This window comes from Paenibacillus camelliae (assembly GCF_023715345.1).
Taxonomy (GTDB): Bacteria; Bacillota; Bacilli; order Paenibacillales; family Paenibacillaceae; genus Pristimantibacillus; species Pristimantibacillus camelliae.
On record NZ_JAMBNY010000014.1, the window covers coordinates 15,407 to 30,098 of the forward strand.

General features: G+C 42.3%; 7 protein-coding genes. All 7 read right to left on the reverse strand.

What is annotated here, in order from left to right; all coding sequences use genetic code 11:
- Nucleotides 1-110: 110 nt before the first annotated feature.
- The gene (locus M3180_RS17995; RefSeq protein WP_251670053.1) at nucleotides 111-2,549 is read right to left on the reverse strand and encodes a beta strand repeat-containing protein; all 2,439 of its coding nucleotides are present in this window, start codon (nucleotides 2,547-2,549) and stop codon (nucleotides 111-113) included.
- Nucleotides 2,550-2,997: 448 nt separating this feature from the next.
- A complete protein-coding gene (locus M3180_RS18000; RefSeq protein ID WP_251670055.1) occupies nucleotides 2,998-7,203 on the reverse strand; it encodes an S-layer homology domain-containing protein in 4,206 nt (1,401 codons plus the stop codon).
- A gap of 306 nt (nucleotides 7,204-7,509) precedes the next feature.
- On the reverse strand, nucleotides 7,510-8,655 hold the full coding sequence (locus M3180_RS18005) for a glycosyltransferase family 4 protein (protein ID WP_251670057.1): 1,146 nt from the start codon (nucleotides 8,653-8,655) through the stop codon (nucleotides 7,510-7,512).
- Nucleotides 8,656-8,860: 205 nt separating this feature from the next.
- The gene (locus M3180_RS18010) at nucleotides 8,861-9,622 is read right to left on the reverse strand and encodes a WecB/TagA/CpsF family glycosyltransferase (protein WP_251670059.1); all 762 of its coding nucleotides are present in this window, start codon (nucleotides 9,620-9,622) and stop codon (nucleotides 8,861-8,863) included.
- Nucleotides 9,623-9,629: 7 nt separating this feature from the next.
- The gene (gene csaB, locus M3180_RS18015) at nucleotides 9,630-10,769 is read right to left on the reverse strand and encodes a polysaccharide pyruvyl transferase CsaB (protein WP_251670061.1); all 1,140 of its coding nucleotides are present in this window, start codon (nucleotides 10,767-10,769) and stop codon (nucleotides 9,630-9,632) included.
- Nucleotides 10,733-12,856 (reverse strand): DUF5693 family protein, encoded by a 2,124-nt coding sequence (locus M3180_RS18020; RefSeq protein ID WP_251670063.1) that lies wholly within the window; start codon nucleotides 12,854-12,856, stop codon nucleotides 10,733-10,735. Before M3180_RS18020 ends, csaB begins: the two co-directional genes overlap by 37 nt.
- Nucleotides 12,857-12,965: 109 nt before the next feature.
- Nucleotides 12,966-14,681, reverse strand: a complete 1,716-nt coding sequence (locus M3180_RS18025; RefSeq protein WP_285855789.1) for a phospho-sugar mutase — start codon at nucleotides 14,679-14,681, stop codon at nucleotides 12,966-12,968.
- Nucleotides 14,682-14,692: the final 11 nt, after the last annotated feature.

Below are 14,692 nucleotides of genomic sequence, written 5' to 3' on the forward strand. Positions count from 1 at the left end.
TCTACATTATCAGACGCGATCACCCTAGATAAAGTTGCGAGATATAAATAAAAAATCCTTCCCAGAGGGAAGGATTTTTTATTTAAGATTTGTTAATAATAAAGTAATAATTACTTAACATTAACGTTTACTACGTAGAAGCTGTTACCTACTTGGATAGTAAGAACTGTGCTACCAGTAGAACCAGTTAGGCTAGCAGTTGCACCAGAAGCTGCAACGATAGAGTTGTTAGAGCTTAGAATAGCTGTTGGAGTTACTGCAAGAGCATCACCATAGATATTCGCACCAACAAGAGCACCGTTATCTTTGTCGAATAGAGCAGCTGTCAATTGTGCTTGAGTAGCATTTTTGTCAATGCTGATAGATGTTTTGTTTTGAGTAACTTTATCAACAATTGTTTCGTTAGAAGCAGCTGCTGTGAATGTTACAGTACCAACAATTACACCGTTAAGCTTAACGTTTACTGCTTCAGTACCTTTTTTAGTAGCAGATACTGATTGACCAGTAATAGTTAGGATAGAACCAGATGTTACAGCAGATTCAACAGTTACACCAGTGTTTACGATACCAGTTTTGTTACCGTTAACGTCTTTAGTGTAAACAGTGATTGTACGGCTAGTTTCACCTAGGTGTTTGTTTGTGTCAGTAGTATGACGGTTGAAATCGATTGTAGTGCCATCAGCTTCAACTAGGTAACCGTTAGCAGCAGCTTGAGCTACGTTGTTAACAGTTAGAGTTCTAGTTACAGCTGCATTGTTGATTTGTACAGAAACTGTAGCAGTTACAGATCCAGTGTCAGCGCCAGCTTGGAATTCAAACTTAGCTTGACCGTTACCATCAGTAGTAACTGGAGAAGATGTAACTAGTTGTACGTTGTTGTTAGCAGGTACAGTCAATGCAACAGATACGCCGCTTAGCGCTTGACCGTATTGGTCTTTAGCAGTAACAGTTACAGAGTTATTAATTGAAGTACCTTGAACAACGCTGATGTTTGTAGAAGATAGGTCATAAGAAGCAACAGATTGTGCAGCTTTAACCGTAATTACAAGGTTTTTAGAAACTGTGAAACCATCGTATTTAGCAGTTACTACGATTGTAGCAGTACCCGCTTGAAGAGCTGTAAATGGTTGAGAAGTTGCACCAGCAGCTTCAGTGTTGTTTACAACAACGATAGATGGGTTAAGAGATCTGTAAGTTACTTCTGGAGCAGCGATCTCATCACCTTTTTGGTCTTTAACTACACGTGTAATTGTACCAGTTGCCGCAGAACCGTTAGCACCAAGGTATACAGTGTTGTTGTCAGTACCAGCTACTTTAAGCGTATCGATAGATACAGATAGTGCATTTTTAACAGTAATGATAACATTACCAGTTGTTACAGCATTGTTGTTGTTCAATGTAGCATTAACTACAGAGATGTAACCAGCATTAGCTGGAAGTGCAGTGTTCAAAGTGCTAGGAACAACTACAGTTGGTGCAGAAGATGTAATTGTGAAATCGTTAATACCGAATTCAGAAGAAACATCGTTTCCGTTAGCATCTTTAACTACTAGCTCTAGTTTAGAACCAACTTGAACTGTAGTGTTTTTGAAAGAAACACTTGCAGCAACAGGAGCTGTGTAAGTGAAGTCTGCAGAAGCAGTTTCAAGTACGTTGTCTTCGTTGCTAATTGCGTTATTTACAGTAACAGTGTAAGCAGAACCGTTAACTAGGTTACCAGCAAGAGAAACTTGTGCTTTGTTACCTTCAACAGTAACTTTTTCAACTAGAACAGGGTTACCGTTAGAGTTAACAACTGTTACGTCTTCGTTAGAAACTTTTTTAAGATCTGTGTTGAACTCAAGAGATACAGCTGTAGAAACGAATGCAGAAGCGCTAACTAGTTCAAGATCAGTCACTTCATATCCTTTAAGACCAAGGATGTTTCCTAGTTTTTTGCCATCGATTTTGAAATCAAGAGCAGTTACTAGAGAGCTGTAGATATCGCCACGGATAGCGTTAGCAGTTTTGTCAAGATCTTCAGAAACTAGACCTAGTTCAACTGCTTTTTCGAATACGTCAGCATATGCAACGTCTTTATCAGCGCCAAGAACGCGAAGAAGAACTGCTGCGAATTGTTGGTTAGTGATAGGGTTATTTACGCCGAATCTAGTAGTAGTTTCGCCAGTGAAATAACCTTCTTCTTTAGCCCAAGACACAAAACCGTTGTAGAACTTAGAATCAAGATCTTCAAAGCCGTGTGTATTAGCGTGTGCTTTAGCTTCTTCTTCAGCACCTAGTAGACGTGCAACAAGAACTGTTACATCTTGACGTAACCATTCTTTGTCTTCGTCAAGACCTGCGGATGTACCTTTAATCACTCCAAGATCTTGGAGTTTTTGACCTGCTGCTTTACCGTCAGCAGATACAACAGTTGCAAACATGGAGAATACCATTGCAATTGCAACTAATAGAGATAAACTTTTTTTCATAACCTTTTTTTCTCCTCCTCTAAATTGCTTCGGTTGTTGAGAGTTTTGTTTTGATAATAAATGGCTCGTTTTACTCATAGCCAGTTCACCCCCTTCCTAGAGTAGAGCACGTAATATTAAATGATGTCTACGAGCATGACTGTTAGATAAGTTACACGCTGTAGAAACTTGTAAACAATGAGAGAATGGTGCTAGATTACGTGTATCACTATAACATTATACAATGTTGTGCCCAGACCGTAAAGAGGAAGTTGAATTTTCATTCCAAATCTTTCCGAATTCCAGGTTCCCTGACCTCTCAATCAAACTTACATTCATTTAGACGCATGAAAACTAAAAAGGTTGCGTTCAATTCAGAAGTTTTTTGAAGTTCGAGTTAAGGAAGCGTGATGGAAATTTTTATTTCAAATTTCTATTAATAGTATAGCCTGTACTAGAATTGAAGTCGATACCAAACTTTTACCATACCTTCATTATAGCACCAAGCGGTACAAGAGTCTCCTCTTATACCGCTTTGGCTTCCATACTAATTATAAATTTGAGGTAGCTTCTTCAAGCTGTTCATAACACGTGCCATGATGATTGCCGCATCACTACGCAGCATTCTAGCTTTCGGATCAAAGATAGATCCTGCTTTTGGATCTGCGCTGTTAATTGGCTTACCTACGATAAAGCCCTTCTTCTGAATGGCAAGCACCGCAGGGATTGCATAGAAGTCGAAGTTTCCTCCATCGAGGAATGCTTTATCTAGCTGTTGTCTTGCTTTTGTTGAGTTGGTCTCTAGCTTAAGCTCCAATGCACGAGCGAGAATGACCGCTGCATCCTGACGAGTGATGGATACATCCTCACCGAAGAAGCCAGGTCTTGTTCCGTTTACAATGCCCGCACGAGCGGCTGTTTCAATGTAACGATAGTCATAGATAGAGTTGGAGTTGCTTGCATTCGTAATCGTTTCTGGATAGTACGTAAAATGCAGGCTTCCAGAGTAGTTCAGCGGAAGATCAAGTGCACGCACTATCATACGTGTAAATTCTCCGCGTGTAATGTACTCATCTCCACCAAAGCGATTCACAGGCTCAACTGCGTTCATTACCCCTTTAGAGTAAATAGCCTCCATCGCCTCACGTGCATAGCTATGATCGATAATATCGTTGTAGCTGCGCGTTAGCTTCACGGCTACATAGTAACCGAACTTCTCAAATGGAACAGTAATCGTACCCTTCTTATCATCGACAACCCCGCCAATGTTTTCCCAAGTACTAGCGTATGGATCGAAGCGGAATACCGTTATCGTCGTTCCAGCGCTCTGTACAATGCTTTTATCGTACGTTATCGATAACGAGCCTACATTGCTTGGCACGAGCTCACGGTTGATTTGACCGTAACGACTAGCAAAGTTTCCTGTATGCTTCCCTACAACGTTCGGGAACGGGAATGGATCTAAGCCGCTCGTAATCGGGTCGTACTGTGGTGACGATACATCTGGATCATCGGCTAGACCAGCATCAATCCAGAACAATGGACTTGCTTTAATGAATCGGTTCGCAAAGCTTTCAAATCTTGTTTTAATATGAAGATCTCCTGTCGCTTGACTATTCGCTGAATAATCAGGCGGCTGACTTTCGAACATATGTCGATCAATAATTCCGTCGTTCGGGTTAGCAATGGCAAACAAGATGTCGTGGTTATTATAAACCTGCGTAGCATAGTTTGCTGATTCATTGTACTTCGGACGTATTAAATTCGTACTCTTCGGAAAAGTTAATGCCAATGTATTATTAAACAATTTATGAGAGCTTTTCATCGTTTCGAGATATTGCGCACCAGGTATATTCGTCGGTACATACTTTACATTAAACGTGTCCGTTGTCGTATTATCGCCACGTTTTATCGTAAAGGAGATCTTCGTGTCCTTGTTGGCCTTCAGATCATTTACGATGGCACGGAACGCTTTTACGGTTGACGTTGTACCTTGACTGTAATCAATATAATCGATTTTTTCCATCTCCTGCTTACCGATCGTGATCGATTCTGCTCCTGGAGAAGTAATAATGACCTCTACAAAGTTCTTATTCGTTACGCGCTCTTCCACAACCGGCGACTTAATGTTGTATGGAATAGAGATCGGGTTAACCTCTAAGCGATACGTTGCACGAGGTCCTGTTAGACCCGCATTATATACAGTAATAACATATACTAGTGGACTACCATCCTCAGGCATTTTCTGATTCGTAATATCGAAGAAGAAATTCTGTGATTCCATGTCGTAGTAGAATGTTATGTTTGCATCCGGCGTAGAACCGCTTTCTTTGCCACTGTTGAATAAGAGATCAGCACCTGTGTCTGTTTTCTTAATATTACGTTGCTTGTCCGTTGCCTTAAATTGCTTGGTTAAATCCCAATTTACTGTAGAGTTCCAGTCAGGATTTGTAATGGTAACAATATAATCTGCTCCAGTAATGGAGTTTTGTGTGTTTGAATCAAGCTTCTGCTCGACCTCTTCCTTTGTAGTACCTAGATCAATAAAATCGAATGTACCATACACGTTAAATTCAGCTTGTCTTGTCGTATAGGCGCCGTTACTAAATGTAAAGTTTGCATCATTGGACTTCGGCGGCCAGTTATCTGAACCAGAAGTATAAGGATATACCCCGTCCGTGTTAGGTGCTGGAACACTTGGAAGATTCGTAGGAACAACGTTAAACTTTATCGTGTTCTCATAGCTGTAATTACTTGATTGGAATACAAACTTAACTGTATTCTCTCCAGCTTTATTCATAATGGATGCAAGATTATCACTAAAATTACTCGTGAATGATGTTACTTTTCCATTAGGATCAATTACTGTTCCAACTGGATGGAACAACGATGAAGTTGGATAACCATCTGCATCTACTGAAAATGCTTGAATAGGAACTTCAACGTTATTTAAGTATAAGAATACCGATTGACGCTTCGTTCTTACATTAGTATTAGTGTCGATTTCGTCTTTATAGACAACATCCTTATAGTTGGCGATGTTCATAATACGACCAACTAACGCGCCAATTCGTTCGACAAGATCATCATTATTATCCTTATACGAATCGAAATTAACAGACATACCATTTACAACATTCTCAAACTTCACATACGGACCATATTGAAGCTTGAACACTACGTTTTTAACGTCAGTTACAGCATTAGTCGCATCTGTAAGCTTAAATCCAACCGTATTTGTACCTGATTTATCAAGCTTAGAAAATTTAAGGAATACGCGAAGATATGACACCTCTATGCCGTCTACATTTCTCGTAACTACCTCAGTTATCGCTTGATTATTATCTTTAAGCACTTCAAATGAATAGTTGGTTCCATTGATGGTAACTTCGATCTCATCTTCGTATGATGTCCCTAAGTTCCCATGGTTAGCAATAAGAACTTCAACAGCCATTGGAATAGAGTATACCTCTACACCTGCTGCTGGAATATCTGTAGGCTGCAGCGCTTTAATGCGGCTTGGAGATGTTACGGATGCATCGTACCCAGATAGATAGTTAATGTCTGCGATATATGCTTTATTACCATCTCGCAAAACAAACTGTCTTGTACTTGATGTATCGTATTGTGTTGAGTTTGGAGCCTTCATCGTCATTCTGATTTGTGTGTCGAATGCCAATGTATTAGGCAATGTATAGCTATACTCTACTGTTACGTATTTCGTATCAGCCGTTAGTGCCGATGGATTTAAAGAAACGATATTAACTGTAGGATTAGTAGCTACTCCTGTAATTGCAAGACTTAGGTTACGTCTAAGCACACTATCTACAGTCGATGGGTCCGTTACATCAACAGGATTCGAGTTTGTAGCGATATTCGCAACGTCATATAGCGGCAAAGGAATAATCGCCTTTCCTTTAAGAACAAGCGGGTTATTCATATCTACCGTATACTCACCATTGTAAGATAATGCATATGAGTTACCGCTATTCTCAAGTCTCTCATCGAAGTATGTAACCTCACCGTTGTAAAGCGTAACCTGACGAGTCGTCTCAATGACTTGTCCGCCGTTGGTCACTTTAAACTTAATCGTATTCATCCCTTTATTAATCGTAAGCTGGGATGTAGTAAAACGGAAGTTGCCTGTTTGAGACACGTTAAAATCATAGCTGAAGTTATTGATTTCTACCGTTACTTTAGAAGCATTCGGTGCATAACCATCAATCGTTATCACACCTGTTTGTGTTTGCGTTTGACCGTCAGAGTATAGCATCGTTACGCCATTCTCCAACACATCGTATGATCTATTCTCGAATAAAATTTTCAAGTCATTCAACATCGGGCTGTCGCGGAATTCTATGTAGATGGATTCTTCTTGTGTTGAAGTGCCAGCAACCCCTTTAAACGTAATTTTATTCAGGCCTGGAAACAGCTCTACATTCGATACAGTGAGTCGATTATCACCTGTCGTTGTAATTCCTGTTGTAATATCCTCTGTGCTGTTTAATGGTGTATCACTATTGAGCGTTACCTGCTCCACCTTATAGCTAATAGAAGATCCAACAACCCCGTTAATCGTTCCTGATAGGTTTACGTATTTAGTTGAAACGATCCGTGCAGATGTTTTATCATCCTTCTCATTCGGGAAGATAAAGAAACTCCCTGCGGCATCAACTTGACTCGCCGGACCGTACACTGGAATTAATGTAACGATGAGTGCCAGTGCTAAAAAGATCGATACTAGTTTTTTCAAGTGAATACTCCTCTCTTCATGACATTTTTCGATATTTTTTCTATATGAACTGCACACTGTGCATATCACATGAGCATGAACGGCATGTCCTACAGTAACTCCTTCCCACAATTTACTATTACTCTACTACTTTAGACGCAGGTTTTGCTAAAAAGTTCCGTATCATTTATATCGGTTGGATGAGGTTGGATTTAAAGTGGTCGTAATATGAAATTATTGCTAATGACAACTTTCGTTCCGAAATGACAAAAAAGGTGCTCGAGGATCATCCTTCAATGATCCTGAGCACCTTTATATTGAAAAAGATTATTTACTACGTGACTGTGAATTGACGATCCCAAGCTTGAGTCCCAGCTTATGCAATAACCCGATCAGCGGTCGACGTGACTTGTCTACAATGCCGATTACCTCAGCCCCAATTTGAGTTAGGAAGATGACAATACATACAACGGCAAATGTAATCCAGTTTGCTCCGTTAAACTTAATAACTGCGGACTGTACAATAGCCATCGAGCCGAATATAGCCGCGATGCCCCAAATCATGAGTACGGTCTTGCGATGTCCATAGCCTAAATCCTGCAAGCGATGGTGCAGATGCCCCTTATCGGGTGCAAAGATCGGCTTTTTGTTTACAAGCCTGCGGATAATAGCAAAGAACGTATCCGATAATGGTACACCAATAATAAGCAATGGAATAACAAATGAAACAAGCGTTACCTGCTTAAAGGCAATTAATGAGAGCATCGCTAAGCAAAACCCTAGAAATAATGATCCTGAATCACCCATAAAAATTTTCGCTGGGTGAAAATTATATCGTAAAAATCCAATGATTCCGCCGAGCAGTAACGTGCTTAGTAAAATAACAGGCGTGAAGCCCATAATAATCGCCATAATTAAAATCGTTGCTATCGCAATACCTGATACCCCGGAAGCTAAGCCGTCCAGTCCATCAATTAGATTAATGGCGTTCGTTACCCCAACAATCCATAGAATGGTGACAGGGATGCCAATCCAATCATTGATTTGCTGCATATCCTCACCAAACGGCAGGCTTACAAATTCAATCGAAATGTTAAAGCCAAAAACGACAACGCATGCGGCAATAATTTGCAGGACAAGCTTTAGCTTTGCTGAAAGCTCAAAGCGATCGTCAAACGCACCAGTCAGTATAATAATTGTACCGCCTACCAGCACTGCCTTAAGTAAATTCAAGTCCTTACCGAGCAGTGTCCCCTCTGGAAATAGCGTGATAACACAAAAGAACGAAACCACGAATGCAAGATAAATAGCGAGACCGCCCATTCTTGGCATAATACGCGTATGGACCTTGCGATGGTTAGGTTTATCAATTGCGCCTACAAAAAAAGCGAATTTTTTAACGAGCGGTGTGATAAGTAAAGCAACGATAAGAGCAATTGCGAATCCAATCGCATAAATGACTCCAATAGACATAGTGTAGATTCTCCCCCTCTGGATTTACAAGCGAGATTAAGTTGTCTACCGTTATCATTAGCCGTAGACAATCAACTTATCCAGCGTCTCTGATGCCATTTGTATAGATATCTCGTTTCTTATAAGCATCGTGTTGAATTATACTCTCAATGAAAACAAAATACTACTATCGAAATTTACCTAAAAAACAGAAATTAGCCTGTTTTTACGAATTTTCAATATGTTTTGTAACATTCTCTTTATTACGCATCACTTTTAACATAAACTTTGGCAGAACCAGCATGCGTGGCAAACGCTTCGGTTCCTGAAGCAAACGGAACAGCCACTCGATGCGCAGCTTCTGTATCCACTCAGGTGCTCGCTTAAGCTTACCTGAGATGACATCGAAGCTTCCGCCAACGCCCATAATAAGCGGTACGCCTAGCTTCTCGCGATGCTTTACGATCCATGGCTCCTGCGTTTCTGCACCTCGAGCAACAAACAATAAATCAGGCTTCAGCTCGGCAATAGAAGCAACGACCTCATCGTCTTCATCGGCACCAAAGAAACCATTGCGATAACCGACAATGCGCACTTGCGGATACTGCATCTGAAGGGATTGTGCTGCGGCTTCAATAATTTCCTGTGTAGTACCCAGTAAGTACACCTTCCAATGATGCGATTCACCGACCTTAAGCAGCTCGTGAAGCAGCTCGATACCAGTGACTCGTTCAGCGACAGGATCGCCGCCTTTTTGTGCAGCCCAAACGACTCCCGCACCATCAGGCACAATAAGATCTGATTTTAGCATCATTTCTTTATAGGTTGGCTTCTCCAGTGCACTCATGATCATAATCGGATTAGCTGTTATGACATGTGTTTGCTCTCTTGCATTAATTCGGTCCGTTAAGTATTGAACCGTATCCTTCATTCCCATCTTCGAAAAAGGAATACCGAAAATATGAACTTTAGGTATAGTTTTCGTCATGAGGAAATCACCTCGATATATTCTGACGCAAAAATTGACTGATTTGTTGCGCTGGTTTTTGGGATTGTTCTTTTAATGTTTGAATTTGTCGACTTCGCTGCTCCAGCCATTGGTCACGATGATCTAAAATATTCCCCATCTGCTCCACAAATTCCTTAGACTCGAGCTCATTTGTTGTGCCTACCACTTTAGCTTCAATTCGCTTTAGAAACTGATCAATTTTCGGATCATAGGACAGGCCAAGCATCGGTACTCGCTGGTTAGCTGCATAGATTAGCGCATGCAACCTCATACCGAACAATGCATCACACTCCGATACAGCCTGCAGCATCAGCATGGGGTCATCGGGTAGATCCATTAGCTTAATACTGCTTCCTGCTCCGATCCGTGATTGGATCTGATCGATTAGAAACTGTGACGCTTCGATATCATCAGGTAGATGGAAGGGTAAAAATGTTAGCATCACGTTACGCTGCTCGGTTAGCGCTATAAGTGCCTCACCAATCCGCTGTAGGTCTGAGCGATCCTTGTTCCAAAACCTAACAGATATACCGATCTGTTGTACACCACTTGCTTCAGGCAGCAATTGCTGGCGCTGCTCAGGAAGCGGCATCCCCATAACCGGGTCTGGTACGATCTCGATTTTGGTGTTTACACCGATCGAGCTTAGAAATTGTGAAGATTGTTCATCACGCACCGAAACATATTGACTCTTATTCATCGCGGAACGAATAAATGCGTACATTGACTGACGATGAACAGGACCAATTCCTTGTGCATAGATAAAGGTTGGCTTGCGGAGCCATTGTGCCAGCTTAATGATCCCTGTATAGTATGGAATGCTTTTCATGCCAGTTGCATCTTGAAGCAAGCTTCCCCCACCGCTAATTAACGCATCAGAAGAAGATATCGCACGCCACACGGACGCAGGGTGCATGCGTGGCACAGCTTCCACGCCGTACTTTTTTGATGTCCAGCTTGGATCTCCACTTAGCACGACTGGAGCAAGGGTAATGCCTGCTGCTTTACCCTGCTCCTCTAATGCTAATAATATGGACTTGAGCACTGCCTCATCCCCGCTATTTTTAAAGCCGTAATAGCCTGAAATTACTACTCGAAACGTTGTTGAAGCTTCGGCCATACCCATTTACGCCAAACTCCTTCCAATACTGTCCATATCGCAATCAGCACTAAGCCGAAAATAATACCTATTCCTAAGCCTAACAGAGTACGCAATGTTGACATCATAATTGGTGTATGAATATGTGTGAACGTGCTTACCATCGTTAGCTGACCTAATGTACCGACAATTAGTAGCAGCCAGGAGGCTCTATAACGTAATGCTAAGAACAATCCAAGAATAAGCGGAGGATGTCCTAGCATAAACTCTTTAAATCTCGGACGTACGCCGACAGTTGTTTCAAGCCATTGTCTGATCATCATCTCGATCGCTGATACCTGACCGCTATTGCCTGTGCGAGATAAGTAGTATGCCCCAACTGCTGCCACGATAACAGCAACGACTACCCATAATAAGCTAATTGGTGTCATAAGAAGCTTCCAAAGGCGTGTAATGGAGCCTTTCGCTCCTTGACCTCGATACAACAGCACGTAAATCGCAACGAGCGCAATTGGACCTAGGTGAAGTAAGCTAACTCCTCTAAACTGCTCAATAACTAAGCTGTACGTAATGTTAAACAGCAGTCCGAATACGATCGGTACAGCACATAGCGTAATGATCGTACCTACGATAAACCAGTTCAGCGTTAAGCCAAGTCTGCGAGATAGTGGAAGCTCAGGGAAGATCCAGCGATCAGTCTCCACCGTCCCATCATGAATTGGCGTAGTACCACTTAACGTCCAGTTGGTATTGCCGAGCATTCGACGTTCACCAATGGTACGTGAATATATACGGTTAAGCATCCAGATTACACCTAGCGTCGGACCACTGATTGCGGCGCCAAGCGCTAACGCTTGCTCCATTAACGAGCTATTCAGCACATATAGTCCTGCTGAACCTAGTAAGCCTAATACAAATACGATGATTTCTGTTCCTGGCAAAAATGCTCCAACAAGCAGCGTAATAAACGCTACTGCAGCCAGTGCTACGATCATACGTACAAGCTTCGTCCATGATGGGTTCTCATATTGAAAGGCGCTAGCCATACCATCAGGGTAGCCGGCTTTTTCCATCTGAGCAATGACACCCTCTTCTCCAGAAAGCGTCTCGATAAGCTTGTCCGCAGAGTGCTCTAACACTCCCGTATTACCGTTAGCTTTGATGCCGACATTCAAGAAGAACATACGAATGTTACGGTCCTTGGCAGCAAGCTTGAAGCGATCGGTCATCCCTTCGGCTGTCATCGTAAAGCTATCATTCTCAGACAAGGAATATAGTCGCACCACATCATAATCAAGTAAATACGAAAGTGTGCTCATGCCCGCTTGAGGAACTTTAAGATTTTCAATGGCCGCAACGCCCATACCATGCTGCTTTAGCAAAGCTCCAAAATGATTCAAGCTTTTTAATTCGGCTTGGTCAGTTGCACCTTTAGCCTTAGAACCATCAAAAATGATTCGCGTCACACCATACTCACTTAGACGTTTGATTTGCTGCTCAGCCATGTCCATATTGTATGGCTGTACGCGATCCGAGAACCTTGCAATAATTTGGAAGCCATAGCTTGATAGCTTCTCCACTGCAATCGGGTCAAAGTCTAATGTTTTTAGCGTCGCAGCATTGACCGCTTCTTCGATAATTAAAGCTGGCTTACCTTCATAAGTCCAGTCGGTAACATTCACGCCTTGTCGTTCATACTCGCGCTCTATGATCGGCTTGATCATCTCCGCTTCATGCTCTCCGGTAAATACAACATACGTGTGGTTAACATTGGTGTCGAGCACTTTACTTAGCAGAGAAGCCATTTCCTTCTCTGAATAATAGACAAGACGGCCTGACTGCATAAGATCACGTAAGGAGCTCTCATACAACGACATAGATTGTACTCCAGCGTCCTTCAAAGCAAGCAGCTTCTCATCAATAAATTGTGAAACATTGCTTTGATAGTTGGCAATTTCCTCTAAATCCCGATAGTCGAATACATATTCAACGGTATCGGCCGATTGTTCCATCTCAACTCTTAAGAATGCTAAAGGTAACGCTGCTAATACTCCTATTAACGTAATGATCCATAGCAGTGTCCTTGCTTTTTTATTCCATTGCTTCCAGCGCACGATAGTCCTCCATTTCTAACCTTTACTCATAACAAAGCTAGGATTGCCTGCTACATCTTCGTAGGCAATCCTAATGCTAATATACGTATCTACCTATATCATAACGAAATTAGATTCCATCTACACGTTTCATTACATCTTCAATTAATGCAGCCTGTTTGGCAGCTGCATCCTCAGCAGAGGTGCCTTTTACGGCAAAGTAAACTTTAATCTTAGGCTCTGTGCCTGAAGGTCTTAAGCAGAACCATGAACCATCCTTCAAGATGAACTTCAGTACGTTCTCAGGACGTAACCCATCAATGCTCTGAGAGTAATCAAGCACTTCAGCAATCTCAATTCCAGCCACTTGAGCCGGCGGCTGTTCACGGAAGTTTGTCATAATCGCTGAGATTTGCGCCACACCATCAATACCTTTTAATGTCCGGGATTGCTGGCTTTCTAGGAAATAGCCAAATTGCTCATACAGCTCAACAAGCACGTCATAAAGTGTTTTCCCTTGTGTGCTGTAATATGCTGCAGCCTCGCAAATCAACATAGAAGCGACAATCGCATCCTTGTCACGCGCATAGGTTCCAGTCAAGTAACCATAGCTTTCCTCATAGCCAAACAGGAAAGTCTTTTCTCCTGTTTGTTCATATCTGGTCATTTTCTCGCCGATGTATTTAAACCCTGTTAATGTATTTTCAACACTAGCACCATAATGCTTAGCGATAACCTCGCCCATTTCACTTGTAACAATGGTTTTGATCACTACTCCGTTAGCAGGCAGCTGGCCACGTTCCTTTAGCTGACTAAGCAAGTAATGAATCATCAATGCACCAGATTGGTTACCTGTCAGCACGACGTATTCGCCATCGTTGTTTTTTACAACAGCACCCATGCGGTCAGCATCGGGATCGGTGCCAACGATAACATCAGCGCCTACTTTACGAGCTAGCTCAATCGCTAGTGTGAATGCCTCCTTCTCTTCTGGATTAGGAGATTTGACCGTGCTAAAATTACCGTCTGGCTGCTCCTGCTGCGCTACAACATGCACTTGCTTAAAGCCAGCGGCAGCAAGCACTTGACGAACAGGCATATTTCCCGATCCATGCAGCGGCGTGAATACGACTTTGAAGCTTTCGCCAAGCTCACCTTGCAATAGCGGTTGATTGACGCTTTGAGCAACGACAGTATTCACGTACGCTTCGTCAATATCATCGCCTAGCCATACAAGCAAGCCTTGCTCTTCGGCTTCTGCTTGAGACATCCGTTTTACCTCATCGAAGCTTGCTATGCCAGCAATCGCCGCTATCACTTGCTCCGCATCCTCAGGCACAAGCTGACAGCCATCTGCCCCATATGCCTTGTATCCATTATATTCAGGCGGATTATGACTAGCTGTAATAACCACACCTGTGCTTGCTTTAAGATGACGGATAGCGAAAGACAGCTGCGGAGTTGGACGTAGTGAACGGAATAAATAAGTACGCACTCCATTGGCAGCTAGTACAAGCGCTGCATCCAATGCAAACTGTGGAGAATTATTGCGCGAATCATGAGCGATTACAGATGAAGGCTGTTCAAGCTTTTGAGCGAGCAGCCAGTTCGCTAAGCCCTGGGTAGCCTTTCCAACCGTATAGGCATTCAAACGATTGGTTCCAGCGCCCATTACCCCACGTAATCCGCCTGTACCGAATTCTAAGTCTCTATAGAAACGATCCATAATTTCTTGATCATTACCAGCTAGACCAGCTAGCTCTTGCTTCGTTGCCGCATCAATGGATGGATCATTCATCCAGCTTTCATATCTATGGTTGACTTGCTCCTGATTTAAACGTGTCATATGATACCTTC